We start from the raw sequence: 26,765 nt of genomic DNA, 5'->3' as shown, positions 1-26,765 counted from the left end.
ACCTACTCCATAAAACGTAATAGCCAATGCGATTTCAGATGATGAAAAGTTGTTTTCGGAATAAAGTGCAGCCCCTAGATAAACATAAAGAGCATACATGGAAATCGCCCAGATAGTCGTTACACTTACTGATTTGAACCTAGTATTCTAAATAGATTTCCTTGCATGAGATTTCTACCTGAATGATTTTGGTGAATCGATCTCCATGTTTTGAAATTGACAACGGCTAAAGCGGCTCCAACAGCTACCATTATAAAAAATAGGGAACGCAAACCAACAAGAGGCTCTAACAATGTTCCAAGAGGTGATCCTACCCAAAGAGCCATTAAATGTTCTGAAACGACGATAGAAAGCGTATACTCCCCGTCGGTAGGAGGCGCTATGTCTCCAATAATTGAGTAAATTAATGGGGTAATTGAGGCAACAGATAAGCCAACTAAAACACGACTGATGATTAACCACGAATACGAAGGGGCTAAAACCGTCAATACGTTCGATAAAGCAAAAAGAAATAAGCCACCAGTGATAAGGAAACCCTTTTCCTTTTTGTCGGATAGCCATCAAAAAAAGGAGCAAAAATAGCATAAGTTATGCAAAAACTGTAACCATCCATCCTGCTACAGCAGGGGAAATCCCATAGTCTTGAGAGATAAATGGCAATAATGGAGAAACTACAAACAAATCTGTTCCCATAATAAACAATGTGATCCAACCCACAGCCAAACGAACTCTATCTGTAAGATAAATATGAGGACCTTACCCTAACGGAGAAAAGATCCATTTTATAACAACTTGTTTTTTAGCAAAAATTATTGGGGGGAAACTTCGTTGCAATAATTCAGAATCACTGGATATTCAATTCTTTGAACAAAGTTCTTTACCACCTGATTTAATGAAAATGCACCCTTATTGGCTGAAAGATGCTCTGGCAAATCAGGAAAAAGCGTTTATTCGTTAAGTATTTATGAGAATTGTAAATCAAAAGGTGTAGGAACTATGAGACCTTCTAATCAAGAAGGTCTCACTTATATAAAATTAACATAGCTATATATTAAACTTACTACAATCCTAATACACATAATTGTAAACCATTCTTACCTTATATGTTTCTAGTTAAGTTATGAATATTTTTGATTGCGCCAAAGTGCATACCTTCATGATATAAACAAAAACTAATCAATTCTCCAATTGTTACTAATTCAAGACCTGTAGATGTTGTATATGGCTGTTTTATTTTTTCTTCCATACGGCCGGATAACACCGATTCTATTCTAGAAATTTGCTCATTTAAAAGGTATATCAATTCATTTTTTTCATGTGGATCTATTTCCCAATGAGAAGGGGAAGTTCCCGGATCAAATAGTTTATTAAAATTAGCTGGCAACTTTGTTTCCTCTCTAGTAAGTGTAAAACAGAACTTCTCCGAAATGACATATATATGACCTAAATTCCATTTTATATGATTATTTAATCCCAAAGGTACAATTTTTAATACATTTTCACTCAAGTCTTTCACGTAACTTATCGTATTCTTCCGAACAAAAAATAATTGGTTCATCAAATTAGTATTCATTTTTTATCCATCCGTTTAAAAAGATTTGTGAATCATATTGATATTCATAAAATGCCTAGTTTCCTTTAATATTGGCAGTTTCTATATTTACCTTTGTCTGATTTTCCTTTAAAAACAAGGTTAAAATTGTTCCTATAGCTAATAGAATGGCTCCCATTAAAAAGGCAAAGAAGTAATCTCCAAATAAGGTTCGTAGGTATCCGCCTAAAAACACTCCCAAAGCTGCAAAAACTTGATGAATTAACCAACTAGTTCCTAAAATACTCCCCATTGCGTTTTTTCCAAACCGATCACCTATGATTCCTGTTACCAACGGAATGATCGGCATGGATGAAATCCCATAAACAATTGCAAATAAATACAATTGCCAAATATTCTGTGATACGGCCAGCCAGATAAAGGCTAATAAACGAATCACATAAAGGAAGATTAATAAATTCCTTTTTCCATATGTACGACTTAACTGACCTGTAGCCCACATAGAAATTGCACTCGCTAAGGCTGCTATGCCGAGTAATTGCCCGCCAAGAGAGGTACTACCGCCCACATCCACCGCAAATTTTGGAAGATGCATCGTTATTAAATATAGTGTAAAACCACAAGAGGCAAAACCAAGACTAGACAACCAGAACTCACGGCTTTGTAATGCCTCAGATAATAATATACTTTTAGGCATTGTAAATTCGGAGGTAGGGTCACCATCGGGAAACTGGCTGACTTCATTTGGGTTATTCTTAACTCCAAATAAAACCAAAGGTAAGACCACAACAAGCATGATTATCCCAAGTACAACAAAGGCGAAACGAAAATCATTGGTTGCAATAAGAAATCCTGTTAAGGGTAGTAGTAAAAGTTGACCGATATTCATGCCCATTGAACTTCTAGAGAGCATGGTAGCACGTTTTTTTACATACCACCGGGATACTAATACCGAATTGGCCATTGAACCACATCCAGCAAAACCAATGGCAGTTAAAATACCGTAATAGATAAAAAATTGCCAAACCTCAGTAATGGTTGATGATAGTAAAAATGCTATTCCCATTAGGGTGGCGCTACCTGCAATTACCAATTTAGGGCCGATTCGATCAATTAGTTGCCCCATTATAGGTTGAAAAAAGCCCCAAGTAATCATATTGAGAGATACGGCTAAACTTAGTGTCGTTAAATCCCACCCATACGAATCATGAAGTGGTGTAAAAAACTGACCTGCTGTAAGATTTAATCCAAATGCCCCCATAAGTGTAATAAATGCAATGAGAACAATACGTGAACCTAAAAAAGAGCGTTCCATTAAAATCCCCCCCTGAGAAATTAACCACTAAAATATGGTTTTAATGGTTAATAATATATGTGATTATAATTAACCTGTCAAGCGTGTTATAATAGGTTAATATAAAATTTACATTTCGTGAGGGATTACAATGAACAGTAAAAATAAGCTTCCGCTAATTTCTGGAAATCTTTCTTTGGATCTTGTCAATACAGAAGTCGTTCGGAATGGAATCCGATATGATTTATTTACATCAGTGGAAGATGTAACGGATTGGATTCGTACTTTAGAAGAAGAAAAGGTTTTATCTCCTTACCAACTAAGGGATAAAGTTGATGAATGGGCAAAGGAAGCGCTGCCGATTTTAAGAGAAGTTCGTTCGTTTCTACGCGAAGGGTATGAACGAGTAGCAGATGGTAAAAATCTTATGGATGGTTGGGTTTCTTTCTTTGAGACACTTATTAAAAAAGCTCCATTTACCTATTCTATACAGGATAATACATTAATACCTATTCCAGTTGGAAATCCATCAGCCGCAATTACTTCATTGATAGCATATGACGCCCTTAATCTTTATACAAACAATCAACTTTCTTACATGCACCGTTGTGCAAATCCGGAATGTGTTTTATTGTTTATTGACACTCATGGCAGAAGGAAATGGTGTTCGATGAAAATCTGTGGGAATCGTCAGAAGGTTACACGTCATCAGCAACGTAAAAAAGAAGAGATATAAGGATATAGAATTTCCCTTACAAAAAAATAATGGGGAACAAAAATGTTTCTCCCTTTGGGTGTAGAACCTTAAAAACCTAATAAATGTGGTTTGGTTTAAGCGCTACTCACAAGGTAAATTACACACCAAATAGCGGATTGGGAATAAGATTCTCAATCCGCTATTTTACATTAACTATTCATTTTACTTTCTTAAATTCGTTCAACAAAATAAGGGGCTTATCCTTTTTGAAGTCAGGTATCCGTAAAAAATATTATAACTTCATTTTTAATCCCTCATGTGTTGCATTAAAACCTAAACGTTCATAAAACCGTAAAGCATCATCTCTTTTTTTATCTGTTGTAAGTTGTATTAGATGACAGCCACGTGCTTTTGCTTGTTGAATAGCATACAGAATAAGTTTAGAACCTACACCTTTACTACGTACAGAAGATGATATTCTGACTCCTTCGATAGTTGCTCTCCACCCACCTTGATATGTTATATATGGTGTAAATGTAATTTGTTGAACACCAACAACTTCATTGTTATAACAAGCCACTACTAACTCATTATTGGGATCAGATGTAATAGCTTTAAATGCTTCTATGTAACTATTTGGAAGTGGGGAATGATAACGCTCACGCTTACCTCCTAAAACATCATCAGATAGCATTTCTACAATTCTATCCAAATCTTGTACCGTTGCATTTCTAAAGGTGATTTCTTTTTTCATATATCCACCTCCAATAGTAGAATATATAGGATCCATATTTATTTTAACTCAATATCCAAAATACTCATAATAGACATTTATAATTACATTACATGAGAATTTTTATACCTGTTCAAAGTCTCCTTTTATTCACTAAACTGCACATTTTTTTAAACAAAAATCATTTCATTACTTATCATTTCTATAAATGTCCTCAAAGAAACTGGGATATATTTATCTTTTCGATAAACGAAGATGGTCTTGACTTTTCCGAATCTATTTGGAATGGCATGTTGGATAAGTTGATTGTCTTTAATATGTTTTTCGACTACACTAAGAGGAAGTAAACTTATACCAAGTCCCGCAGATACACAGCCAATAATTCCATCAAGTGTTCCAAACTCCATAATTTTTTCTGGAATCACCCCTTCATGATGTAACCATTCTTCAAACCTTGCCCGATATGAACACCCATTACGAAAAACCAATATTGTTCGATTTTGTATTTCTTTTATAGAAGATAAGGGATGATGTAACCTGTCCGTTATCAGTACTAACTCTTCTTCTATTACTGTTTTATATGTGAGTTCTGGATGCTCAATAGGTCCAGCAATAAAAGCTCCATCTAATTCATATTGTAGAACACCTTGAACATTTTGCTCAGTTGGACCTGTTTTTAACGTAAGGTCAACAGTAGGATATTCACGATGGAACTTTGAAAGCATTGTTGGCAAACGAACTGCAGCAGTCGTTTCCATCGAACCGATTAATAAAGGACCTTTTGGTGTTTGATCATCACTCATCACGTTTTGAACCTCATCTAAAAGTTGAAATATTTCATCTGTATATGAAAGTAATAATTTACCTTTATCTGTTAAAGTAGTCCCTCGATTATGCCTGTAAAATAGCTTAGTTTGCAGATCTGATTCCAATTGCTGAATTCTTGCTGTGAGATTGGATTGTGCGTAGTTCATTTCTCTAGCTGCCTTTGAAATACTTCCTAACTTTGCGACAGCTTGAAAAAATCTCAATGCTTGCAAATCCACGATTATCGCCTCTTCCCCTTTTTTGATATATAGAAAAATGATATCCATACATCGTTTTTTAGTATTATACCATATAGCGAAAAACAGATAAGATAAAAATGTAAGAAAATTATTATAATTAGGGGGGTGAAAAATTGAACAAAAATCCTTTTTTATTTTTGATTGGGGGAATTTTTTCATTAATGATTGCGATGGGAATTGGAAGGTTTGCTTATACTCCAATATTGCCATTAATGCAAAATGCTCTTACCTTTACCGATGCAGTTGCGGGCTACCTCGCTTCAAGCAATTACGCAGGATATTTCACCGGAGCAATTTTAGCAGGAGTTCTCCCATTGAAAAAGCATAGAACATTTTATTTAAGAGGTAGTCTTGTAGTAAGTATTATTACCACTTGCATGATGGGGCTTTCTCATTCCTACATACTAATGCTTATCATTCGCTTTATTTCCGGAGTGGCAAGTGCATTCATTTTTGTTTTAGCCTCTAGTATTATCCTAGATAAACTGGCTAATGTAGGTAAAACAAATTGGTCAGGCTATTTTTACTCAGGGGTAGGTTTCGGAATCTTTTTTTCAACCCTCTTTATTCCGGGCTTTAACGATTTATTTAGTTGGGAAGGTGTATGGGTTGGATTAGCCATTGTAAGCAGTATACTTACGATCTTCGTATGGTTTTGGTTCAAAGATTCCCCAAATACAATGATAAAAAAGGATGAACAAATTGTTATTACACAAGCACCACCCCTCAAATGGCTTCCTTTGTTAATTATTGCCTACGGTTTAGAAGGATTAGGCTACATTGTAACAGGGACATTTATAGTGTCGATTACTGAAAAGACCTCAATCTTTAGCATTGACCCTACTATTGTGTGGATGGTTGTTGGCTTAGGTGCAATTCCATCATGTATCGTCTGGTCAACCCTCGCAAAAAAATGGGGATTTGTAAAATCATTAGTATTTTCAATGATTCTACAATCCATAGGTATTGCACTACCTGTCTTCTGGTTAAGCCAATTTAGTTTAATAATAAGTGCCTTGTTATTTGGAGCTACCTTTATGGGTATCACTACACTCGCCACAACATTGGCACGCCAGATGAGTCCATCGAATAGCAGTCGAATTATTGGTTATCTAACGGCCATTTATGCCGCTGGTCAAATGATCGGACCAACAATTGCTGGAATTCTATTATCTTATACTCAAAGTTTTAATTCAGCTTTGATTGGAGCAGCTGGTGTAGTATTCATTGGATCAATGTTACTTTTAAGCGGCATTCGATTTGATCGAATGCCGAACATAGAACCATCGCCTATTAAATCAAATGGAAAGAGGGAGTTTTAATGCCATATGTAAATATTAAAATAACAAATGAAAATGTTACACCCGAAAAAAAAGCTGAGTTAATAAAGGGAGCAACCTAATTACTTGTCGATGTATTAGGTAAAAATCCAAACACAACCGTTGTAGTTATTGACGAAGTTGATACCGATAATTGGGGCATTGCCGGTGAATCAATAACTGTTCGAAGAAAAAATGGTCAGTAATAAAATTTAATTTGATGTGCATATTGAAGCAAAAAAGAGGAAATATCTAACGATAACTTTCTCTTTTTTGCTTTTTATTTATTCCTATATTCATAGAGTTTTCTTCCTTAATCACTCCTTTGGTATTATGAATGTACCTTCGTCTTTAAAACTTACTTAGATTATAACGAGAAATAACTGTGACCCCATAAAAACAGCTATTCCCCAAATAATAAGAGCAGAAATTTGATTCAACCGTTTTAATAGTTTTCCGTTTGTATCAATTTGGCCGATCTTTTTTCCGGTAATAGCCAACGCGAAGAACCAAATCCAAGAAACTACAATACAGGCTATTGTAAAAATCCATTTCTCATTCCCTGAATAGACCAACGAGCTTGTTCCGATGACTCCTATTGTGTCTAAAATAGCATGGGGATTTAACAAGGAAACAGATGCAGCAAATAAAATCTGCCGTTTTGCGGAGAAAGGATTGGATTCTTGGTGATTCTTTACTTCGGGAGTATCTCTCCACATTAGCCATCCCATGTAAACTAAAAAAATAAATCCTACTAAAAATATAAAAGTCCGCAGCCATTCAAAACTTAAAATGATAATCGATACACCAGCCACAGCCAATGAAATAAGTATCGTATCACAAACGCCTGCCGTTATAACTGCTGGTAGGGCATTGGTAAACTTCTTATGAGTTGCTCCCTGATTAAAAATAAAAACATTTTGTACACCTAAAGGTAATATTAATCCGAAAGCTAGCATTATTCCGTGCAATAATGGTTCCACTATTTTTCCCTCCTGTTCGTATATATAGAATAGCGAAGGTTCATCTATATGTCTTCAACCAATTGGATGGAAGTGAAACCAACCATTTTGATACAATAAAAGAAAAGGACGGAGCTGGAATATGTCTAAAGTAGAATGGAAACCGCAAAAATCTTCATCGTTACCTTTACACCTGCAAATCTACGATTATTTGAAAAAGAAAATTTTGAATGGGGAATGGACAATTGGTACGAAAATACCATCACAAAGGATTTTGGCTAAACAATTTGAAGTCAATCGAAGCACAATTGTTACTGCACTTGAAGAATTGGCAGCAGATGGGTTGATTGAATCCAAAGTGGGAAGTGGTACAAGGGTGGTAAATAATACGTGGAGCCTACTTGCTTCAACTCCACTTCCTGATTGGATTAGTTATGTGCGTTCTGGTATTCATGAACCTAATATTAACATCATTCAAAAAATTAACGAAGCAGAAGTAAACCCAAATATTATTCGACTTGGTACAGGGGAACTTTCACCCGATCTGTTACCAAATAATCAGATGGCAAAAATATTGGAAATAGATATGGAGAATGACTTGTCTCTAGGCTATGAAGAGCCAAAAGGAAGCATCCATTTACGGAAAACAATTAGCAATTATTTAAAAGGGAAAGGCATTGAGGCCTCTCCTTCATCAATTTTAATTGTTTCTGGAGGGCTTCAAGCACTGCAATTGATTTCAATCGGTTTATTAAAACGGGAATCGGTAATCTTTCACGAATCACCTTCATATCTAAATTCAGTTCATGTCTTTCAATCTGCTGGCATGAAATTATTTGGAATCTCTTTAGATAAAGAAGGGATCGAGCATGAATCCATTGGTCGTTTAAAACGACAGCACAATGCTGCGTTACTTTATACGATTCCATCTTTCCATAATCCAACAGGTATCTTAATGTCTGATAAAAGAAGAAAACAACTGTTAGAGGTCTGTGAAAAAGAAGCTCTTCCCATTATCGAGGATGACGTATACGGTGAATTATGGTTTGATAATCCAACACCAAAACCATTGAAAGCAAATGATAAGCGAGGAAATGTGCTTTACATTGGAAGTGTGTCGAAGTCATTAAGTCCGGGACTGCGAATTGGATGGATTGTCGGGCCTGAACCTGTAATTAATCGACTTGCCGATATAAAAATGCAAACAGATTACGGGTCAAGTTCTATATCGCAAACTGTTGTGAATAAGTGGATTAAAAGTGGATTGTATGAGGATTATTTAACTCAAGTAAGAGTAGAATTAAAATGTAGAAGAGACTTTATGATTAACATTTTAAATACTTATTTCTCAGATATCGCTACATGGAATATTCCAAGTGGGGGATTTTATATATGGCTTCAATTACAAACAGGTATTTCCACACGTAAATTATTTGAAGCAGCCCTTCAGGAAGGAATTTTGCTAAATCCGGGAAGTGTTTATGATAAAAACGATCAAGAACATTTACGTTTGTCTTATTCCTACGCAACATTAGAAGAACTTGAAAAAGGACTTAAACGACTTTCAGAACTTATAAAAGGGAAATAAGTAAAGTAATATTTTTAATACCATTTAAAAAGTTGTTATGATTGAATAAATCATTTTGGTTCTTAGGAAACTAAAATGAGGTGAAAATGATGAAAAAAATCGTAATTTTACTTATGATTGGAATGCTATTAGTATTCCCTAATACAAGAGTAAATGCAACAACAGTAAATAAAGCTGATAGAGAACTATGTGAAACGCTTAAATATGCACTTATAAATACTCTTAGACAACCAGTAGATAAAGCAATTGCTGAAATTTATAAAGATGATAAGGATACCCCGGAAGGTCTTACTTGGGCTTCGTATGATACAGAAATTCTCAAAATTAAGCAACTGTATGGAGTTGGTGGATTATACGAGATAACTCTAAAAGTCTACCCTTACTATGATGCTCATATGAGCTATGGAATAGATGAGATTGTAGTTGATACAAGTGGTAAGTTAATAAGCTATAAACATTTAAAAACATATCGTTGAAATTCAACTTAGGGTGGTTGTTCTATGGATTAACCACCTTTTTTGTTTAAGTTATTAAACAGGTCAGGTTAGTGAAAGAAGAACTGGTTAAAACACTCTCATATAGAGTGTTGATATAGTTTAGAAGATTGGAGGTAAATGATGAAATTTTTTGATTGGAAAATAAAAATGGTAGAAGGTTTAAAGCCTTATATAGATATGAAAAATAAAAGAATGGCTATTCTTACAACTGAAGATGATGAATTACATATTGCTTTAGAATTTGATGATAATAACAATTTAGTTTTGCATCCAAGATGGAATATAAACATTATTATCTTAGGTGATAAACATTTGAAATTTACTACAAATTCATAAAGATATTCTTCAACGGGAAGCTTTTATTAAAAGGGGATAAGAATGTGATTTTTGCTTGGAACTTGAATAATACATCTATTGATTTACCATACTCAAGGGTTATATTTTAAATAAAACCTAACAAGGTAGGTGTAAAGATGTCTTTAAATGAGTTTATTGAACTCAAAGAACGAGTAGCAATTGGAGAGGAATTTAGTTTTAATTATAAAAATGATGAATATTGGATAAGTCAAAATCCGGTGTTTGTCAAGATAGTTGTCGCATTTTCCTTGTTTACTAGTGCATTGAATATAATGATCTACTACCGCGCTTCGCTTGGTGGCCTTCTCATGAAAGAACAGAATGAATTCTGTTCTTTCATGAGAAGGGAAAAGACCCTTCAAACTTAACCCATTGAGGTGTTTATTCCTACTATTTTTCCGATTCATCTTTCATAGGATTTAAAGCTACTGATTCATGTGCACTCCAATCTCTAGTTGATCGAGACCAACGCTCTGGGCGCTTTTGTTTCGCTAATTCATAGACTTCTTTGCGTTTTTTAAGTATTTCAACATGGGCTCCAGTGTGGCAGTGTTCTGGTGTCACAAAGTTTATTCCACTATGCAAATGGACACAGTTATACCAATTTACAAATCTTAATGCCCATTCTCTTGCAGTCTCAAGTGTTTCAAACCCTTTGTACGGGTATTCAGGTCTATATTTTAGAGTACGAAACATGGCTTCAGAATAGGGATTATCATTACTTACTCGAGGTCTGGAATAGGAGCTTTGGATCCCTAACTTTTCAAGTAATACTTGAAAAGTTGCTGCCTTCATCGGACTGCCATTATCCGAATGTAACACAAGTGGTTTTCCCTGTATTTTCTCGTTAATAACCGTTTTCTTCATCAATTCCTCTGCGTATTTTGCCTCTTCAGTTTCCCAAATCTCCCAGCCTACTATCTTTCTACTAAAAATATCAATAATTAAATAGAGTCGATAAAACATGCCTTTCACCGGCCCTTTTAACCATGTAATATCCCAGGTCCACACCTGATTTGGCGCTTTGGCTAAGTGACTTTCTGGTATTCTCCGTTCTGGTTTTTTGCTTCTCCCTCGATGATTTTGCATATTTTTTTCACGAAGCACTCGATAGAAACTAGATTCTGAGGCAATATAAATACTTTGGTCCGCTAATTTTGGCACAATTTGAGTAGGGGGTAAATCAACGAATTCTTCTTGTTTCACAACCTCTATTATCTGATTTTTCTCCTCTATTGTTAGTTTGTTTTTGGGCTCTGGTCGTATCGCATGGGGACGCTGATCCTCTTTAATTCCTCCTTCTGAAACCCATCGTTCATAGGTGCGTACACTAATATTTAGTTCTTTGCACGCAAAGGTTAATCGCGCACCATTCTGATTGGCTTCTTGGATGAGTTCGACTGCTAGTGCGCGATCTGAGTGGTTAATCATTCGTCCTCTTGGTCCCCCCAGATCGCTTGGGCCTTTTTTCTTAATAATAATAAGGCTGCAGCTTCTGCCAATGCTTTCTCTTTTTTACGCAAATCTTTTTCTAATGTTTTTGCCCGTTTCTTCTCCTCTTTTAATTCTAGATTTAACTGCTTCGTTTGATTAGATTGCTGACCATTTGCGTTAAGGCAAGTATCACGCCATGCCTCAATTTGTTCTTTATAAAGTCCCTTTTTACGACAATACTCCGATAGCTCTGCACCATTCATTGAGTAAGTTTCCATTACAACGAGAAATTTATCTTCACTGTTCCATTGTTCAGAGCTTTGTCTATCCCCAGGTATTGGATTCCCAGATATTCGCGCTTCCTTTCTCCACTTGTAAAGAGTGGGTTCAGTAATTCCCAATTCTTTGCTTAATTGACTTACAGATTCGTTGTTAGGAGGCATCATTCTCCTAATGATGGATTCTTTCATTTCCTCTGTATATCGTTTACCATTATTTCTTTTCATGTCGATCAACCTCCGTGTATGATTTAAACTATACACTAAAGTTCATTACGACATCTATCCTAACAGAGGGGGGTGACATTTTATATAGAGATAAAGGGAAAAGCGGAGGGACCATAAAATTTCCTGAATGAAAAAAATTACCCATAAGGTTTCCTAAAGCACAGAATCATGATGGATTATCCAAAGTTTAAATTTGAAGGTGTCGTTTCATTAGTAAATTATTATCTTCAAGACTCTTTGAACCCTTGTGGCTGTAAGGTTGGAAACTTTATGGGTAACGGTTAGGAAATTATATGGGTTCTGTCACATTTTTGCGACTTGAACTATAAAATTACCGCTTCGGCAACGCTATGATCCAAAAAACTCTTGGCAAGAATATACTTCAAAAGGAAAAGGAACTGTAGAAACTAACTATCTACAGTTCTTTTTTTATTTTAAAAGGAAGAAGTGGATATTATGGAGTAAAGGGTAAAGTTTTCATTTGTCAGAAATTTATGGTAAAACAAAACTATTCATTTGATTAAAAATCCTGTGTTGATATACATGATTTTTTCTTGTTCAACAATCGGGCCATTTTGTGGACAATTACCTGTGAACTGTAATACATGGGTAACATTTCTTTTTACTTGACTTAGAGTTCACTCTAAGTTTTAAACTATTTTCATAGATAAATAAAGGAGGGATTTGTTTGTTTTCCATTAGTGAGGTTGAAAAAAGAACCGATATTAGTTCATATACACTGAGGTACTATGAAAAAATGGGTCTGCTTCCTCCATCAAAAAGAAAAGTTGGAGGTCAGAGAATATACACGGAGGATGACGTTCGTTTTATAAAGTTCATTAAAAGTTTAAAACAAACAGGTATGTCGCTAGAGGATATCAAGGAATTTGTAAAGGATGGATGCATTTTAGAAAGGATTCATTCGGATTTAGAAACGTCACAGCTCAGCCCATCAATAAATAGACGTATCGAGATATTAACTAAGCATTTAGAGAAAATGGAAATAAAAAAGAAGGAATTAGATGAAATTATTTCTACAACAAAGATAAAACTTGATACTTATTATTCGATATTGGAAGGGGACGAGGATAGGAGATGAAGCATTTAAAAATATACTTGATGTTAATCGGCTTCTCCTTTTTTACAGGAGCAACCTTCAACCTTGCAAAATATACAGTTGGGTATTTTTCACCCTCATCAGCTGCTGCATGGCGTTTTGGCTTAGCTGCTGTCGTGATGCTAATTATTTTAATTTTCACTGAAGGTGTAAAAAAAGGGAATTTACAAAAGAATGCTATTTCTTATGTTATTCTTGGGATTGTAGGAATATTTGGATTTAATACTTTGTTTTTTGTCGGTTTGAAATATACATCTCCCGTTAATGGGGCATTGATTATGGGTCTGAATCCTTTATTAACGACGATTTTTGCCCGAATGATATTAAAGGATAACATTACAAATAGACAGGTGGTAGGTATATTCCTTGCCTTTATCGGTGTATTGCTAGTCATTACACAGGGATCGATTGAGACGATTAAAACCCTATCAATTTCACGCGGAGATTTAATTATCTTTGCAGGAAACGTCTGTTGGGCACTTTATGGTGTACTTGGAAGGCGATTTGTGAAGGATGCCACACCACTATCTACAACCACTTTTACGATGATAATTGGGGCAGTTAGTTTAATAATGGTCTCTCTTTTTACGTCTAATCCCGTTCCTGTACTGAACATTCCCATTGCGGCTTGGGGAGCCATTGCCTTTATGGCTTTTTTTACAAGTGTCCTGGGTTACCTATGGTGGAATCAAGGTATTAAAGAGATTGGTGCAAGTAAAACATCTTTATTTTTTAACCTGGTTCCTGTTGTGACGATGATTATTTCGTTTGTTACTGGAACGCCGATAACTGTATTTCAAATTATTGGAGCTTTATTAGTTATATTCGGAGTTTTAGCTGCATCAGGGATAATAAGTATTCCTAAAGCTAGTCATGAAAAACAATCACTGGTTTAAGAGACTTGAAGCAAATCTTAATCCATTAATATGTTTTTATAATCGAAACTGAAATCGTAAAAGGCATTATTCCGCAATCGGGCGCAATTCTTGAAATAGAATTGTGCCTTCTTTGGCTACAGGGCCTTTTAATGGAGAAGGAATCCTAGGAAAAAATTGAATACTTTTGTCGCTGTTAGGTGGGGATTTCATACTGGTACACCCCCTATATTTTGGATTTGTATATTACATTATAGTATAGGGGATAAAAAAGTCGTCCTTATACTATAATTGTAAAGAAGCAACGCTAAATTATCATCGTTGCTCTTTACAATTTATCGGTGCTGTGTTTTACATTGCACTATATACAATGATGTTCTGTGTGTTATTTCTTCCGAACAGGAATCCAAATTTCACTATAAGCATAATCCTTTTTACTCTTATCCATTTTAGTAAATGAAAAAGTAGGTGCTTGGATGATTTCATAGTCGGAAGTGGGAAGCCATTCTGAATATGTTTTTGCCATGGTTTCTTGTAATGTAAATGGGAATGGCCCTTCATTTGGGAATATCGCCCAGGTACATGCTCCAACTGGCACCTTATCTAATCGATCACTTACTTGATTTTTAGTCGTTAAAACACCTATCAAGTGAGTCAAATCTCCTTCTTCTTTTAGGAAATTTGCGTCAGCATTATAGGAAGCATTAACAATTTCGTAAGGCTCTATATTTTGAAGGGAACGCATTTCTTTTCTTTGATCATCCGTTATGCTTTTTGCAAGCTTTACTATTTCCTGATTTACCCCTTCAAATTGCATTGGGACACGTTTACTTACACCAACTAAATTAAATGCTGGCTTGTCTTCAATTCTAAATTCCATAGAAACCCCTCCTTTTACAGTAATTACAAATGAAAGTTTGGGAAATGTTTTGCTTATCCTCTTTTTTATTACATCTGAGGGTAAAAAACCACACCACTTTTTAAATGCTCTAGTAAAACCATCGACTGACTGATAACCATATTTAAAAGCAACATCCGTTACCTTTTCTCCGCTCAATAACTCTTTATTTGCTTCAGATAGTTTTCTGTTTTTTACATACTCATTTAATGTCATCCCTGAAAGATGAAAAAATACAGTTCTAAAGTGATAGTTGGAAACCCCAGCATAATCTGAAATGCTTTCAAGAGATAGGTCATCGGTTAAATGAAGATCAATATATTCAATCACTTGATTTAATTCTTTTAACAACATATCCCTCCTTTCTTGAATACATAATAGCAAAGCAAGTATAAAAATACTCGACACTTTTAGCATAAAAATATCGTATTGGTAAACCTTATGTAAGCTAAAGGGTGGAAAGAGTTAAGGAATGGAATGGCATTATGATTTCTGCATTCTAGATAGAAGGGTCTTAGTGAAGTCTAAGACTGTTAGGACAGAAATCATATTTTAGTTATTCCATTAACGGACGTTTTAGAAAGAAAATATTATAAGTATTTTAAAAGCATTTTTGGTATAGTTATCTCAGAATTATTACAATCTAACCTTTATACAAAATACATGAGGTGTGGGAATAATTATGAGCTTTAAATTCGAACTATCTATTTCCCTAATATTAAGTTTTATTTTCTTAGTGGGATTTAGTTCTGTTGCTTTTTTCGTTAGCGCTAATGATATTCTACAATTTGATAGAAGGATTATTTCGTTTATTCAAGGGCTGGAGTCGCCGATAATGACAAAGTGGATGGAGCTTATTACATTTATTGGGTCGACGAGGCAGGTAATAATCATCTCCATTCTTGTCATGTTGTTTCTATTTATTGTATTAAAGCATCGTTCTGAGCTTATTTTAATGATGGTTACGATTGCTGGTTCGGCTCTTATTAATCAAGGCTTAAAACATTTTTTTCAACGAGCAAGACCGGAGTTTCATCGACTTATTGAGATTGAAGGATACAGTTTTCCAAGTGGACATGCAATGAACGCATTTACCGTGTATGGAATTATCACGTTTCTACTTTGGCGTCATATCCATAAACGCAGCGGTCGTATAATATTGCTTCTATTCAGCACCCTTATGATTTTGGGAATTGGAATGAGCCGAATCTATCTCGGAGTACATTATCCAACAGATATTATCGGTGGTTATTTAGCTAGTGGCTGCTGGCTAACCATTGTAATTTGGGTCTATAGAAGGAAACGGAGGTGACAGGCACCATCCAAATTTTGGATGGTGCCTGTCACCTTTTGAAATTTACATGTATAATGAATGAGGAATACATACTTCAGGAGGAGACTCAAAATGATTAAGGCAATGATATTTGACTTTGATGGTACGATAATTGATACGGAATCCTTGTGGTTTAAAGTGTATAAAGAAGTATTACATAAGGAATATGACGTTGAATTACCGCTAGAAGAATTTGTGAAGGTGATTGGAACAACGGATGAGGCCCTGGTTGCATATATTAATAATCAATCGAAAAAAGAGGTAGATCATGTTGAATTAAATCAAAGGTTGCATGAGAGATTTCAGTCACTAAAATCCACTCTTGTGCTTAGAGATGGTGTCAAGGAATTGATGAATGAGGCCAATAAATTAGGTTTGGAGATCGCCATTGCATCTAGTTCAGGGCGTAAATGGGTTGAGGATTTCCTAATTCGTTTCCAAATAAGAGATTACTTTAAGGTTATTAAAACAAAAGAGGATGTTTTGAAGGTGAAGCCTTCTCCAGAGCTATATATGAAAGCAGTCAAGGATATCGGCATCAATCCATATGAGGCCATTGCTATAGAGGATTCTGTAAATGGAAGTATTGCCGCTATTAAGGCGGGGCTTTCTACGGTAATTGTTCCGAACGATGTTACTAGTTTACTAGAATTTGACGCAAGGGCACAGGTTTATAAGAATTTTTCAGAAGTTAAGCTTAGTGAAATAATAAAAAAATGAACGTTTTTGTGTCGAAAAATTGACGTAAATCCAAAAAGTGATAAAAATCCCTTAAATATGCATGCGACCTAACATCAAAGGATTATAATGATAGCAGAACATTAAAAACCACTTTTTCCATACAAATAAAGTTAATGGAAAAAACATATGAGGTGACAGCAAATGAAGAAATTTACAGAAAAAGAATTAGCCCAGTATATTGATCATACGATATTAAAACCATATGTTTCTTCTGAAGAAATAAAAGCTATTTGTGATGAATGCCGAGAATATGATTTTAAAATGATTGCCATTAATTCTGCACCGGTAGCATTTTGTAAGGAACAGCTTAAAGATACGAATGTTCATGTAGGGGCAGCCATTAGTTTTCCCTTAGGTCAAACTACGATAGAAACAAAGGTCGCAGAAGTAAGGAATGCCATTAAGGATGGCTGCGATGAGATTGACTATGTTATTAATATTACAGAGTTAAAGAATAAAAACTATGCGTACATAAAAAAGGAAATGGAAGAAATCGTTCATGTGTGCAGAGAACACGAGATTCTTTCAAAGGTGATTTTCGAAAACTGCTATTTAACTAAGGAAGAAATCGAGATTATGTCTAAAATCGCTCTAGAGGTTGGACCTGACTTTATCAAGACTTCCACTGGGTTTGGTACAGGTGGAGCAACAATTGAGGATGTTAAACTAATGAAAAGCATCGTAATAGATAAAGTAAAGGTGAAAGCAGCTGGTGGAATACGTGATTTACAAACCTGTTTAGCCATGATTGATGCAGGTGCTGAAAGAATAGGTACCTCGAATGGTGTGAAAATCATAAAAGAATTGCGAGAACTAAACTAAAAAGGGTGACAGGCACCTTCCAGTTTACTGGAAGGTGCCTGTCACCCTTTTTGAATAAATATACAGCTCCTTAAACTTACTACTCCCCTAGCTTACCCTTCTAACTTTATTCGCGTCGAGAAATTACTTTATTAAAATAGCTCATAAGAGGTGTTTCTAGTATCTACTCGCTGGATAACCAAATATCTTTTCCTAACTATATAGGAAATAGGATGATCCCAAGCCTTTTATCTCTCTCAATTATCTTTCACCCACCCCCAAATCTTACCTCTAAAAATCACAATACATATAAAGGAAGAAACTGGTTCTTTTCAATGTAATCTAGCATTCCAAATTTCCCCTAACCCTTAAGCATCCTCTTTTGAAATCAAGCTCTCAAGATTTGTTTGTACATTTTTCATTTAGCCCCGTTGTTATTCCAAAAACGACTATTCAATTCATTGCTTTTAACGATAAAAGCATAAAAGTAGAAAAAGATGAAAGGATTGAAGATGTATAAATATTAAAGTACCTGAGGTTAATAACATAGGAAAATATGGCCTGTAGAGCTTTTATCTTTTCCTGCTTTAAAGCAATTCTATTAAATTTTTGAGTTAAAAAATAAACAAAAGTCAAAAAAATAAGATTAAATTTTACTTCTTCTATTTAACAAGGAAATACATTTATGCTATATATTGTAAAAATCGTCAAATAGTTTTAATATTTGAAAATTCATTGTAGGTCTAATCTTTCATTTTAACTTTCGCATCTTGGGTATCAACATACTTTTAGATTGGTAGTATTTGAGGCTGACTCAATTACATACATAACTGTGTTATAGAAAAAAGGAGGTCACTATGAAAAAAAATAACTTTACAAAAGTTCTTGCCCCAGCTGTTGCATTAAGTGTTATTTTATCAGCATGTTCTGGAAGCGGGAGCGAAAAAGCATCAAAAGATAAAGATAATAAAAAAGCAGTCAAGCAGGAATTAACTATGCTTGAAACTACAGAGGTCGGTACGATTGATACAATAATGTCTCAAGACATTGCCAGCTCAAACCTTATTGAAAACATATTCGAAGGTTTATATCGACTGGATGAGGAAAATAACCCTGTTCCAGCTATGGCAGATGGAGAACCAACTGTTAGTGAAGACAAAAAGACATATACATTTAAAATAAAAGATGCGAAATGGTCAAATGGAGACCCAGTTACTGCAGAAAACTTCGTATCAGCATGGAGAAGAGCAGTTGATCCAGATACAGGATCTGTATATGGTCCATATATGTTTGCAGGAAGAATCCTTAATGCGGATAAAATCGCTGCTGGAAAAATGAAGCCTGAAGAACTAGGTGTTAAGGCCATTGATGAAAAAACTCTTGAAGTAAAATTGGAACTTCCAATTCCATACTTCTATTACTTAATGGCATTCAGTACCTTCTATCCAGAGCCAACAAGTGTAGTTGAAAAAGAAGGAAAGAACTATGCAAAAACAGCAGAAAATGCTGTGTATAATGGTCCTTTCGTATTAGAGGGTTGGGATGGTTCTCAAGATGTTAACTGGCAAATTAAGAAAAATGAATCCTATTGGGATGCTAGTAATGTGAAGCTTGAAACAGTAAATTTTGAGGTCCAAAAAGATGCTCAAGCAGCATTAAATATGTTCCAAGCAGGTGAAGCGGATATTACAACTAAGCTTGCTACTCAAGGTGTTATTCAGCAAATTAACGAAGATCCACAATTAAATCGTTACTTAGAACCAGGTGTGTTCTGGCTTAAATTTAACCAACACGTTCCTGAATTAGCTAATGAAAATATTCGCCGTGCGATTGCAACTGCATTTGATAAAGAGGCTCTAGTAAATGACGTATTAAATAACGGATCTATTGCGGCTAACTTTATCGTTACGGAAGGATTCCATATCGGACCAGACGGTTCTGACTTCCGGGATAAAAACGGTGATATGTTGAAATATGATCTAGAAAACGCGAAGAAGCTTTGGGAAAAAGGCCTAAAAGAGGTTGGGAAGAAAGAAATCACTTTAGAATATGTAAGCCAAGATACAGAGGTAGCAAAATTAACAGATGCTTGGCTGAAGAACCAATTAGAAACGAACCTTCCAGGTTTAAAATTGAATGTTGTAGGGATTCCTTTCCCACAAAAGGTTGAAAGGGAAACAAAAGAACAATATGACTTATTATTTGCAGGATGGGCACCAGACTTCCGTGATGCATTAACCTTCATGGATCTATACATCACTGATGGAGAAAACAACCACATGGGTTATTCCAACAAGCAATACGATAAGTTAATCAAGGATGCCCAAACTACTTATTCTGCTGATGATCAAAAACGTATGGAAGCGATGCAAGAAGCTGAGAGAATTGTTTTAGAGGAAGATGCAGCTGTTGCTCCTATCTATCAAAGGTCTGTAAATAGAATGGTTTCCGATTCTGTTAAAGGGTATGTATACCATTTATATGGACCAGAGTATTGCCTAAAATGGGCTGAAAAAGTTAAGTAATAGAAGATTAGTAAGTTAAGAGGATACAAAGCTTAATATCACGCAGGATAAAGAGAGTATATGCGTCAATATACTCTCTTTTCCCTGCTATAGACATAAGGGTAAGCAAGTACGATGAAATGTGGAGGAACGTTAATGGCAAAATTTATTGGACAACGTATTTTATATATGTTTATAACTTTGTTTATCATTGCCAGTATTTCCTTTTTCTTAATGAAGATGCTTCCTGGGTCACCTTTTAGTAATGCAAGTAAGCTTTCTCCAGAGCAGATGCAAATACTATTAGATAAATACCATCTAGATGACCCAGTACCTGTTCAGTATGCAAACTATTTGTTGAACATGGTGAAAGGAGATTTAGGAACATCCTTTCAATTCGGAAATAAGGAAGTCACGGAGCTAATTATGAGTCGAATAGGTCCTACGATGCATCTAGGATTACAGGCCATTATCCTTGGGGCTCTGGTTGGAACAATCCTAGGAATTATTTCTGCCTTGAGGCAAAATACCTGGATGGATTATGGTTCTACCTTTATTGCCGTCTTGGGCAAATCGATACCAAACTTTGTTTTTGCGGGATTGCTTCAATATTATATTGGAGTAAAACTTGACTGGCTTCCAGTTTCTTTATGGAAAGGCCCGGAATATACCATCATGCCAACCATTGCCCTTAGTATGTTTACCCTTGCAACCACATCAAGGTTTGTAAGAACAGAGATGATAGAGGTATTAAATTCTGATTATATTACTCTAGCAAAAGCAAAGGGTGCATCAAAGTATGATGTTGCGGTTAAACATGCTTTGCGAAACGCTCTTATACCGGTCATTACCGTATTGGGTCCTTTAGCGGTCAATATGATGACTGGATCTTTAGTTATTGAGAATATTTTTGGGGTACCCGGTATAGGAGAACAATTTGTAAAATCGATTAATTTAAATGATTATCCGTTGATTATGGGAACAACCATGCTGTATGCATTTTTGTTCATTATGGTTACTCTTCTTGTAGATATTTTATACGGGATAATTGATCCACGGATAAGGGTAACAGGAGGGAGCCAATAATGTCCCAAATTGAACTTAATTCTCAAGATTTATTTAAACCTACAGTAACCGATTCAAAAAAAAGAGAAGAGATATCCAAGCCTAGTTTAAGCTTTTGGCAGGATGCGTGGCTGCGTGTTAGAAAGAACAAAGGAGCTATTGTTAGTTTAATTATGATTGTTCTTTTAACCATTATGGCATTGGTAGGACCATATATGAGCTCTCACTCTTTTGATAAACAAAACACAGCTCATTCTAATTTACCACCGCGTATTCAAGGGCTTGAAAACGTTCATTGGCTCCCCTTTGATGGTGTAAGGACGTTTAAGAATGGAAAAGAAGTTAACTTATACGAGCAAAAAAACATTAAGGATTATTATTGGTTTGGGACGGACAGCTTAGGTCGAGATCAATTTGCAAGGGTTTGGAAGGGAACACAAATCTCATTATATATTGCCTTTTTGGCCGCTTTGATTGATATGGTGATAGGGGTAACCTATGGGGCTATTTCAGGATACTATGGTGGCCGCGTGGATACCTTCATGCAAAGAATTATAGAAATCATTATGGGAATTCCTAATTTAATCGTTGTTATTTTAATGATTCTCGTATTGAAGCCTGGAATTCTTTCCATCACAGTGGCTTTAACCATTACCAGCTGGACCAGCATGGCACGGGTTGTCAGAGGTCAGATATTAAAGCTAAAGAGTCAGGAATATGTATTGGCCTCAAAAACCCTTGGAGCGGGTAATGCCAAAATTATCTTTAAGCATATGTTGCCGAATATGTTTGGAGTCATCATTATCAATGCGATGTTCACCATTCCAAATGCCATCTTCTTTGAAGCCTTTTTAAGTTTTATCGGGTTAGGGCTTCAAGAGCCATTAGCTTCACTCGGAACCTTAATCAATTCAGGGTTCGGAAATATGCATGTATTCCCAGAACAGATGCTTTTTCCGGCAATCATCATAGCGATCATCATGGTTGCATTCAATTTAGCGGCAGATGGTTTGCGTGATGCATTAGATCCAAAGATGAGAGATTAGTTGGGAGGTGAAACATTTATGGAAAAGGTATTAGAAGTAAAGGACTTACATATCTCTTTTCAAACTTTTGCTGGGGAAATTAAGGCCATTCGTGGAGTGGGTTTTGATTTATTCAAAGGAGAAACATTGGCCATTGTTGGTGAATCCGGCTCAGGTAAGTCTGTAACATCAAAGGCAGTGATGAGATTGCTTCCAGAAAGCAATTCTAAGATAAATAATGGAGAAATCCTTTTTGAAAATCAGGATCTTACAAAGCTCTCTGAAAAGCAGATGCAAAAGATTCGTGGGAAGGAAATATCAATGATTTTCCAGGATCCCATGACATCTCTGAATCCAACCATGACCATAGGTAAACAAATCATGGAACCGATTATTAAGCACCAAAGATTATCTAAATCAGAGGCTAAGGAACGAGCAATTGAATTATTAAAATTAGTCGGAATTCCAAAGGCGGAGGCCCGTTTTAAGCAGTATCCTCACCAGTTTTCCGGGGGAATGAGACAAAGGGTCGTGATTGCGATATCTCTTGCGTGTAATCCAAAGATCTTGATTGCCGATGAGCCAACAACGGCGCTTGACGTTACGATCCAGGCTCAAATATTAGATTTAATGAAGGACCTACAGAAGAAAATGGATACTTCCATTATTTTTATTACACATGATTTAGGTGTAGTTGCTAATATGGCTGATCGAGTAGCAGTGATGTATGGAGGCAAAATTGTGGAAATAGGCACGGTAGATGAAATTTTTTACAATCCAAAGCATCCTTACACTTGGGGCTTAATTAGCTCAATGCCAGATTTAGACACATCTGCTGAAGAACTGTACGCAATTCCGGGAACACCACCGGATTTATTACATCCTCCCAATGGGGATGCGTTTGCTCCAAGAAATGAATATGCCTTAAAGATTGACTTAGAAAAAGAGCCACCTATGTTTAAGATTTCAGAAACTCACTATGCTGCGACATGGCTTCTGCATGAAAATGCGCCAAAGGTGGAACCTCCAGTTGCTGTACAAAAAAGAATGAAACAATTCGTAGGACTGAAATAATTGGAGAATGGAGGCTATGATGGTGGAGAAGCAACAAAAGCTTGTCGAGATTAAAAACCTAAAGCAATACTTCAATATTGGTAAAAAGAATGAAGTAAAAGCTGTAGATGATATTAGCTTTGATATATATAAAGGCGAGACGTTAGGTTTAGTGGGTGAGTCTGGCTGTGGAAAGTCAACAACTGGTAGGTCCATTATTAGATTGAATAAGGCAACAGGTGGAGAGATTTTGTATGATGGGAAAACCATTCAAGGGAAGAAGTCAAAGGCTGAGCAAAAAAGCATCCATCGGAAAATGCAGATGATTTATCAGGATCCTTATGCCTCCCTTAATCCAAGAATGAAGGTCTCGGATATCATTGCAGAAGGAATCGATATACATGGACTTGTAAACAGTAAAAATGAACGTATGAATCGAGTAATCGAACTGTTAGAGACAGTGGGATTAAATAGAGAGCATGCAAACAGATATCCGCATGAATTTTCTGGTGGGCAGAGGCAGCGTATTGGTATCGCCCGGGCGCTTGCCGTTGAACCTGAGTTTATTATTGCAGATGAACCTATTTCAGCACTTGATGTGTCCATTCAGGCACAGGTTGTTAATTTAATGAAAAGCTTGCAGCGGGAGAAAAAATTAACCTATCTATTTATTGCGCATGATCTATCGATGGTGAAGTATATTAGCGATCGAATTGGAGTTATGTATTTTGGCAAATTAGTAGAATTGGCTCCAGCAGAGGATCTTTACAAAAATCCATTACATCCTTATACACAATCTTTGCTTTCTGCAATCCCGCTTCCAGATCCAATTTCTGAAAGAACTCGAAGACGCAAATCCTATGATCCATCTTCTCATAACTACAGTGAAAATGAAAAGGTGGAAATGCGTGAGGTAGCGAACGGTCATTTTGTCCTATGCTCCGAAAAGGAATTTCAGCAAATAAGGAATCGGTATAAAAACTAGTACTTAAAGATGAATTTTATAATGAGCTTTCTCTCATTTTGGGTTCTTCTATATGAACAAAGGGGTGAATATAATGTATAGCACATCTGCCGTTTCAAAAATTACGGGAATAAGTAAGGATACCCTTAGATATTATGAAAGGATAGGAGTCGTCCCTATTTCCGGCAGAAAAAAACTCTACTCCGAGCGTCTATTAGATCATTTATTACACGTAAATAGCCTTAAGAAAAGTGGATTAACATTAGAGGAAATAACGAAATTTTTGAATGAAAAATCAGAATTAAGCATAATGAAGGATAAGGAATTGTCTAAAGAAGATCTCCTATATTTAAACTGTCGAATTTCGTTTATGATTGATATATCGGAGAGAATGAAAAAGGTGCAGCAGGAACTGGATCATACTCTTCAGTTTATTAATGATAAGATGCATTTATATAAGCGAGTCTTAAGAGATATAGAAGATTTGAAGGCAAGGGAATTAAAATGAATTGAATTTTTATATTATTAGTTAAATTATGATAGTATAGAAACGAATTTACATATCGTTGAGTCATGAGGGGTAAAAGATGATAGGTGAAAGAATAAAAAAAATTCGTTTGTTTAGGAAAATGACACAAGAAGAGCTTGTGGAAGGTATATCCTCCATAGCTTACCTCAGTAGAATTGAAAATGAACAAATTAATCCATCGGGGCAATTTTTACATAAAGTTGCTGAGACATTGGATATTCAAATAGAACTTTTAACCAATCAATTGTCAGCAGAAATGATAGAGGAAAGAGTTAAACAGGTGTTCCATGATTTCTGGTTGAAAGACGAAATGGATGAGGAATCCATTCTGTTTTTACATTTATATTCTACTGAAATGCAAAGTAATAAAGTCATGTTAATGATTTTTTCTATGCTAATTTTTTATTATAATGCAAATTCTAGATTAAAAGAGGCAAAAGAGGTTTACCATTACTCATTGGATTTGATCAATTTTGAAGACGATTCCGTTTCAAATGAGGTTTATTATTACTATTTACTTTCTTGCGGAAATTTACATTATGACCTATTTGAGTTTGTCAAAGCGAATAAGTACTTTATAAATGCAAAGGCGTTTTTACCAGAAAATAATAATAAAGAAAAGGGAAGATTTTATTATTATTTAAGCCTTGTCCACCAACGGATAAGTGATGACGATTCATTAGCCCTTTACTTTGCCAATAAATCTTATAATTTATTAAAAAACGCTGGCAATAATCATCTTCTAGTAAAGGTAGTTTTGTTTCGTTCCTTTTTGTACAATCATATAAATGAGGTTAATAAAGCGTTGGAATGCTCTACTGAGGGACAGAAAATTCTCGATTCAGATCCAGGTCTGTTATTAAGACCAAGCGTCGTCTATACAATTGGGAAGGTTTGTCAGGAAAATAAGGACTTTCAAAGCTCTATAAAATATTTTAATGATTATGTTTCAATGGCGAAGAATCGGTATCCTGAGCGGATTGTTAGAGGCTACAAAAAGCTAATTGATATATATATTGAGTTAAAACAGTGGGAGATGGCAGCCAAATATCTTGAACTTGCTAGAACAGAGGCTAGTTATTATAAGGACGTTTTCTTTGATAAGGAATTGAAATTACAAGAGATTGAGATATTCAAGATCAAAAATATGCATGATAAATATGAAAAAGAAATGCAAAAGCTAATTGAGTTTTGTTCAGAGGAAAATGACATATTAACTGGGAAATATTTAGCCAATGAGCTAGCAGATCATTACTTTAACAACCAGTCCTATAAAAAATCAGCAAGATACTTCAAACTGGCCTTTGATTTTGATAAACGTTTAAAAAATAAATCAGATTCCCTCGGAAAACGATACTTTTAGGTGACAGGCACCATCCAAAAAATGGATGGTGCCTGTCACCTTTTATGCTTGAAGTTTACGTTAACGTAAATGATAAAATAATATTTAGAAAAAGAAAGACCAGGTGATCCGAGATGAGATATGACATTTCAAAATTAGCAGAGGAATTCAAAGTCAGTACAAGGACAATTAGATATTATGAAGAGCTCGGTCTTTTAAAGCCGGAACGATCAGAATCGGGAAAAAGACTCTTTTCAAAGAAGGATTACACGCGTTTAAGGCTCATTTTTAGAGGTAAACGATATGGGTTCCAATTAGACGAAATAAAAGAAATGATTGAGCTGTTTGATAAAGACCGGACGGGTGTTAAGCAACTTGAAAAAACGATCACCTTTGGAAAGGAGAAAATAAAGGAGGTGAATGAAAGGATCGAAGAATTAACCTTACTTAAGGGAGAAATGGAAAAATTAATTCATGATTTTGAAGAGAGACTAAGGAATGGAGGAAAATAG

Annotated in this window: 27 protein-coding genes and 3 pseudogenes; 21 read left to right on the top strand and 9 right to left on the bottom strand. The window is 35.4% G+C overall.

The window, feature by feature from the left end:
* Positions 1–125: 125 nt before the first annotated feature.
* Positions 126–527: an MFS transporter gene (locus BQ6100_RS21740; protein WP_315970038.1), complete on the bottom strand. Its 402-nt coding sequence runs from the start codon at positions 525–527 to the stop codon at positions 126–128.
* A 230-nt stretch (positions 528–757) separates the two neighbouring features.
* On the opposite strand from BQ6100_RS21740, the pseudogene BQ6100_RS21735 reads away from it, so the two are divergent.
* A pseudogene (locus tag BQ6100_RS21735) lies at positions 758–958 on the top strand (NUDIX domain-containing protein); the annotation flags it as partial.
* A 141-nt stretch (positions 959–1,099) separates the two neighbouring features.
* Here BQ6100_RS21735 and BQ6100_RS17640 read toward each other — a convergent pair.
* On the bottom strand, positions 1,100–1,558 hold the full coding sequence (locus BQ6100_RS17640) for a DinB family protein (RefSeq protein WP_235816544.1): 459 nt from the start codon (positions 1,556–1,558) through the stop codon (positions 1,100–1,102).
* A 70-nt stretch (positions 1,559–1,628) separates the two neighbouring features.
* Positions 1,629–2,867 (bottom strand): MFS transporter, encoded by a 1,239-nt coding sequence (locus BQ6100_RS17635; RefSeq protein ID WP_075982856.1) that lies wholly within the window; start codon positions 2,865–2,867, stop codon positions 1,629–1,631.
* 130 nt (positions 2,868–2,997) lie between these two features.
* Here BQ6100_RS17635 and BQ6100_RS17630 point away from each other — a divergent pair, with 130 nt between their 5' ends.
* A complete protein-coding gene (locus tag BQ6100_RS17630; protein ID WP_075982855.1) occupies positions 2,998–3,582 on the top strand; it encodes a CGNR zinc finger domain-containing protein in 585 nt (194 codons plus the stop codon).
* A gap of 253 nt (positions 3,583–3,835) precedes the next feature.
* On the opposite strand, the gene BQ6100_RS17625 is transcribed toward BQ6100_RS17630, so the two are convergent.
* Together BQ6100_RS17625 and BQ6100_RS17620 are read right to left on the bottom strand one after the other, a co-directional pair.
* On the bottom strand, positions 3,836–4,297 hold the full coding sequence (locus BQ6100_RS17625; RefSeq protein ID WP_075982854.1) for a GNAT family N-acetyltransferase: 462 nt from the start codon (positions 4,295–4,297) through the stop codon (positions 3,836–3,838).
* 149 nt (positions 4,298–4,446) lie between these two features.
* Positions 4,447–5,322 carry a LysR family transcriptional regulator gene (locus BQ6100_RS17620; protein WP_075982853.1) on the bottom strand — a complete coding sequence of 292 codons (876 nt, stop codon included), beginning with the start codon at positions 5,320–5,322 and terminating at the stop codon, positions 4,447–4,449.
* 134 nt (positions 5,323–5,456) lie between these two features.
* Here BQ6100_RS17620 and BQ6100_RS17615 point away from each other — a divergent pair, with 134 nt between their 5' ends.
* Together BQ6100_RS17615 and BQ6100_RS17610 are read left to right on the top strand one after the other, a co-directional pair.
* Entirely contained in the window at positions 5,457–6,665 is a 1,209-nt protein-coding gene (locus BQ6100_RS17615; RefSeq protein ID WP_075982852.1) for a YbfB/YjiJ family MFS transporter, read from the top strand.
* Positions 6,665–6,868, top strand: a pseudogene (locus tag BQ6100_RS17610) (tautomerase family protein). Before BQ6100_RS17615 ends, BQ6100_RS17610 begins: the two are co-directional and overlap by 1 nt.
* A gap of 156 nt (positions 6,869–7,024) precedes the next feature.
* On the opposite strand, the gene BQ6100_RS17605 reads toward BQ6100_RS17610, so the two are convergent.
* Positions 7,025–7,645 carry a LysE/ArgO family amino acid transporter gene (locus tag BQ6100_RS17605; protein WP_075982851.1) on the bottom strand — a complete coding sequence of 207 codons (621 nt, stop codon included), beginning with the start codon at positions 7,643–7,645 and terminating at the stop codon, positions 7,025–7,027.
* Between the two features lie 121 nt (positions 7,646–7,766).
* Here BQ6100_RS17605 and pdxR point away from each other — a divergent pair, with 121 nt between their 5' ends.
* The 4 genes from pdxR (at position 7,767) to BQ6100_RS17585 (ending at position 10,434) form a co-directional block, all read left to right on the top strand.
* The gene (gene pdxR / locus BQ6100_RS17600; RefSeq protein ID WP_075982850.1) at positions 7,767–9,212 is read left to right on the top strand and encodes a MocR-like pyridoxine biosynthesis transcription factor PdxR; all 1,446 of its coding nucleotides are present in this window, start codon (positions 7,767–7,769) and stop codon (positions 9,210–9,212) included.
* An 89-nt stretch (positions 9,213–9,301) separates the two neighbouring features.
* A complete protein-coding gene (locus BQ6100_RS17595) occupies positions 9,302–9,688 on the top strand; it encodes a DUF3888 domain-containing protein (protein WP_075982849.1) in 387 nt (128 codons plus the stop codon).
* A 141-nt stretch (positions 9,689–9,829) separates the two neighbouring features.
* The gene (locus BQ6100_RS17590) at positions 9,830–10,045 is read left to right on the top strand and encodes a hypothetical protein (RefSeq protein WP_075982848.1); all 216 of its coding nucleotides are present in this window, start codon (positions 9,830–9,832) and stop codon (positions 10,043–10,045) included.
* 137 nt (positions 10,046–10,182) lie between these two features.
* Positions 10,183–10,434 (top strand): hypothetical protein, encoded by a 252-nt coding sequence (locus BQ6100_RS17585; RefSeq protein ID WP_075982847.1) that lies wholly within the window; start codon positions 10,183–10,185, stop codon positions 10,432–10,434.
* A gap of 22 nt (positions 10,435–10,456) precedes the next feature.
* Here BQ6100_RS17585 and BQ6100_RS17580 read toward each other — a convergent pair.
* A pseudogene (locus BQ6100_RS17580) lies at positions 10,457–12,006 on the bottom strand (IS3 family transposase).
* 682 nt (positions 12,007–12,688) lie between these two features.
* Between BQ6100_RS17580 and BQ6100_RS17570 the strand changes: the two are divergent.
* Positions 12,689–13,105 carry a MerR family transcriptional regulator gene (locus BQ6100_RS17570; RefSeq protein ID WP_075982844.1) on the top strand — a complete coding sequence of 139 codons (417 nt, stop codon included), beginning with the start codon at positions 12,689–12,691 and terminating at the stop codon, positions 13,103–13,105.
* Complete coding sequence (locus tag BQ6100_RS17565; RefSeq protein WP_075982843.1) at positions 13,102–14,019, top strand: DMT family transporter; 918 nt, start codon at positions 13,102–13,104, stop codon at positions 14,017–14,019. Before BQ6100_RS17570 ends, BQ6100_RS17565 begins: the two co-directional genes overlap by 4 nt.
* A 66-nt stretch (positions 14,020–14,085) precedes the next feature.
* Here BQ6100_RS17565 and BQ6100_RS21865 read toward each other — a convergent pair whose 3' ends face one another.
* Positions 14,086–14,211 carry a hypothetical protein gene (locus BQ6100_RS21865; protein ID WP_261798581.1) on the bottom strand — a complete coding sequence of 42 codons (126 nt, stop codon included), beginning with the start codon at positions 14,209–14,211 and terminating at the stop codon, positions 14,086–14,088.
* 172 nt (positions 14,212–14,383) lie between these two features.
* Positions 14,384–15,247, bottom strand: coding sequence for an AraC family transcriptional regulator (locus BQ6100_RS17560; protein ID WP_075982842.1), 864 nt, complete (start codon positions 15,245–15,247; stop codon positions 14,384–14,386).
* A 331-nt stretch (positions 15,248–15,578) separates the two neighbouring features.
* Between BQ6100_RS17560 and BQ6100_RS17555 the strand changes: the two genes are divergently transcribed.
* The 11 genes from BQ6100_RS17555 (at position 15,579) to BQ6100_RS17505 (ending at position 26,765) form a co-directional block, all read left to right on the top strand.
* Positions 15,579–16,208, top strand: a complete 630-nt coding sequence (locus BQ6100_RS17555; protein WP_075982841.1) for a phosphatase PAP2 family protein — start codon at positions 15,579–15,581, stop codon at positions 16,206–16,208.
* A gap of 93 nt (positions 16,209–16,301) precedes the next feature.
* Positions 16,302–16,949 carry an HAD family hydrolase gene (locus BQ6100_RS17550; protein ID WP_075982840.1) on the top strand — a complete coding sequence of 216 codons (648 nt, stop codon included), beginning with the start codon at positions 16,302–16,304 and terminating at the stop codon, positions 16,947–16,949.
* Positions 16,950–17,111: 162 nt separating this feature from the next.
* The gene (gene deoC / locus BQ6100_RS17545; RefSeq protein ID WP_075982839.1) at positions 17,112–17,792 is read left to right on the top strand and encodes a deoxyribose-phosphate aldolase; all 681 of its coding nucleotides are present in this window, start codon (positions 17,112–17,114) and stop codon (positions 17,790–17,792) included.
* Positions 17,793–18,628: 836 nt separating this feature from the next.
* Positions 18,629–20,296 carry a peptide ABC transporter substrate-binding protein gene (locus BQ6100_RS17540; protein ID WP_075982838.1) on the top strand — a complete coding sequence of 556 codons (1,668 nt, stop codon included), beginning with the start codon at positions 18,629–18,631 and terminating at the stop codon, positions 20,294–20,296.
* Positions 20,297–20,431: 135 nt separating this feature from the next.
* Positions 20,432–21,361 (top strand): oligopeptide ABC transporter permease, encoded by a 930-nt coding sequence (gene opp3b / locus BQ6100_RS17535; RefSeq protein ID WP_075982837.1) that lies wholly within the window; start codon positions 20,432–20,434, stop codon positions 21,359–21,361.
* Entirely contained in the window at positions 21,361–22,386 is a 1,026-nt protein-coding gene (opp3C, locus tag BQ6100_RS17530; RefSeq protein WP_075982836.1) for an oligopeptide ABC transporter permease, read from the top strand. Before opp3b ends, opp3C begins: the two co-directional genes overlap by 1 nt.
* An 18-nt stretch (positions 22,387–22,404) precedes the next feature.
* Positions 22,405–23,439 carry an ABC transporter ATP-binding protein gene (locus tag BQ6100_RS17525; protein WP_075983618.1) on the top strand — a complete coding sequence of 345 codons (1,035 nt, stop codon included), beginning with the start codon at positions 22,405–22,407 and terminating at the stop codon, positions 23,437–23,439.
* Positions 23,440–23,458: 19 nt separating this feature from the next.
* Positions 23,459–24,403: an ABC transporter ATP-binding protein gene (locus BQ6100_RS17520; protein WP_075982835.1), complete on the top strand. Its 945-nt coding sequence runs from the start codon at positions 23,459–23,461 to the stop codon at positions 24,401–24,403.
* Positions 24,404–24,476: 73 nt separating this feature from the next.
* On the top strand, positions 24,477–24,890 hold the full coding sequence (locus BQ6100_RS17515; RefSeq protein WP_075982834.1) for a MerR family transcriptional regulator: 414 nt from the start codon (positions 24,477–24,479) through the stop codon (positions 24,888–24,890).
* 79 nt (positions 24,891–24,969) lie between these two features.
* Positions 24,970–26,274 carry a helix-turn-helix domain-containing protein gene (locus BQ6100_RS17510; RefSeq protein WP_075982833.1) on the top strand — a complete coding sequence of 435 codons (1,305 nt, stop codon included), beginning with the start codon at positions 24,970–24,972 and terminating at the stop codon, positions 26,272–26,274.
* 113 nt (positions 26,275–26,387) lie between these two features.
* A complete protein-coding gene (locus tag BQ6100_RS17505; protein ID WP_075982832.1) occupies positions 26,388–26,765 on the top strand; it encodes a MerR family transcriptional regulator in 378 nt (125 codons plus the stop codon).

The sequence above is a fragment of the Bacillus massilinigeriensis genome (genome assembly GCF_900117315.1).
Lineage (GTDB): Bacteria > Bacillota > Bacilli > Bacillales > Cytobacillaceae > Bacillus_BE > Bacillus_BE massilionigeriensis.
The sequence above is the reverse complement of the archived record's forward strand: the minus strand, read 5'-3'. Positions and strand labels throughout refer to the sequence as shown.

What these genes read in the sequence shown, in the direction of transcription:
- BQ6100_RS17640 (WP_235816544.1), bottom strand. Translation starts at nt 1,558, where the DNA reads ATGAACCAATTATTTTTTGTTCGGAAGAATACGATAAGTTACGTGAAA.
- BQ6100_RS17635 (WP_075982856.1), bottom strand. Translation starts at nt 2,867, where the DNA reads ATGGAACGCTCTTTTTTAGGTTCACGTATTGTTCTCATTGCATTTATT.
- BQ6100_RS17630 (WP_075982855.1), top strand. Translation starts at nt 2,998, where the DNA reads ATGAACAGTAAAAATAAGCTTCCGCTAATTTCTGGAAATCTTTCTTTG.
- BQ6100_RS17625 (WP_075982854.1), bottom strand. Translation starts at nt 4,297, where the DNA reads ATGAAAAAAGAAATCACCTTTAGAAATGCAACGGTACAAGATTTGGAT.
- pdxR (WP_075982850.1), top strand. Translation starts at nt 7,767, where the DNA reads ATGTCTAAAGTAGAATGGAAACCGCAAAAATCTTCATCGTTACCTTTA.
- BQ6100_RS17595 (WP_075982849.1), top strand. Translation starts at nt 9,302, where the DNA reads ATGAAAAAAATCGTAATTTTACTTATGATTGGAATGCTATTAGTATTC.
- BQ6100_RS17590 (WP_075982848.1), top strand. Translation starts at nt 9,830, where the DNA reads ATGAAATTTTTTGATTGGAAAATAAAAATGGTAGAAGGTTTAAAGCCT.
- BQ6100_RS17585 (WP_075982847.1), top strand. Translation starts at nt 10,183, where the DNA reads ATGTCTTTAAATGAGTTTATTGAACTCAAAGAACGAGTAGCAATTGGA.
- BQ6100_RS17565 (WP_075982843.1), top strand. Translation starts at nt 13,102, where the DNA reads ATGAAGCATTTAAAAATATACTTGATGTTAATCGGCTTCTCCTTTTTT.
- BQ6100_RS21865 (WP_261798581.1), bottom strand. Translation starts at nt 14,211, where the DNA reads ATGAAATCCCCACCTAACAGCGACAAAAGTATTCAATTTTTTCCTAGG.
- BQ6100_RS17555 (WP_075982841.1), top strand. Translation starts at nt 15,579, where the DNA reads ATGAGCTTTAAATTCGAACTATCTATTTCCCTAATATTAAGTTTTATT.
- BQ6100_RS17550 (WP_075982840.1), top strand. Translation starts at nt 16,302, where the DNA reads ATGATTAAGGCAATGATATTTGACTTTGATGGTACGATAATTGATACG.
- deoC (WP_075982839.1), top strand. Translation starts at nt 17,112, where the DNA reads ATGAAGAAATTTACAGAAAAAGAATTAGCCCAGTATATTGATCATACG.
- BQ6100_RS17540 (WP_075982838.1), top strand. Translation starts at nt 18,629, where the DNA reads ATGAAAAAAAATAACTTTACAAAAGTTCTTGCCCCAGCTGTTGCATTA.
- opp3b (WP_075982837.1), top strand. Translation starts at nt 20,432, where the DNA reads ATGGCAAAATTTATTGGACAACGTATTTTATATATGTTTATAACTTTG.
- opp3C (WP_075982836.1), top strand. Translation starts at nt 21,361, where the DNA reads ATGTCCCAAATTGAACTTAATTCTCAAGATTTATTTAAACCTACAGTA.
- BQ6100_RS17525 (WP_075983618.1), top strand. Translation starts at nt 22,405, where the DNA reads ATGGAAAAGGTATTAGAAGTAAAGGACTTACATATCTCTTTTCAAACT.
- BQ6100_RS17520 (WP_075982835.1), top strand. Translation starts at nt 23,459, where the DNA reads ATGGTGGAGAAGCAACAAAAGCTTGTCGAGATTAAAAACCTAAAGCAA.
- BQ6100_RS17515 (WP_075982834.1), top strand. Translation starts at nt 24,477, where the DNA reads ATGTATAGCACATCTGCCGTTTCAAAAATTACGGGAATAAGTAAGGAT.
- BQ6100_RS17510 (WP_075982833.1), top strand. Translation starts at nt 24,970, where the DNA reads ATGATAGGTGAAAGAATAAAAAAAATTCGTTTGTTTAGGAAAATGACA.
- BQ6100_RS17505 (WP_075982832.1), top strand. Translation starts at nt 26,388, where the DNA reads ATGAGATATGACATTTCAAAATTAGCAGAGGAATTCAAAGTCAGTACA.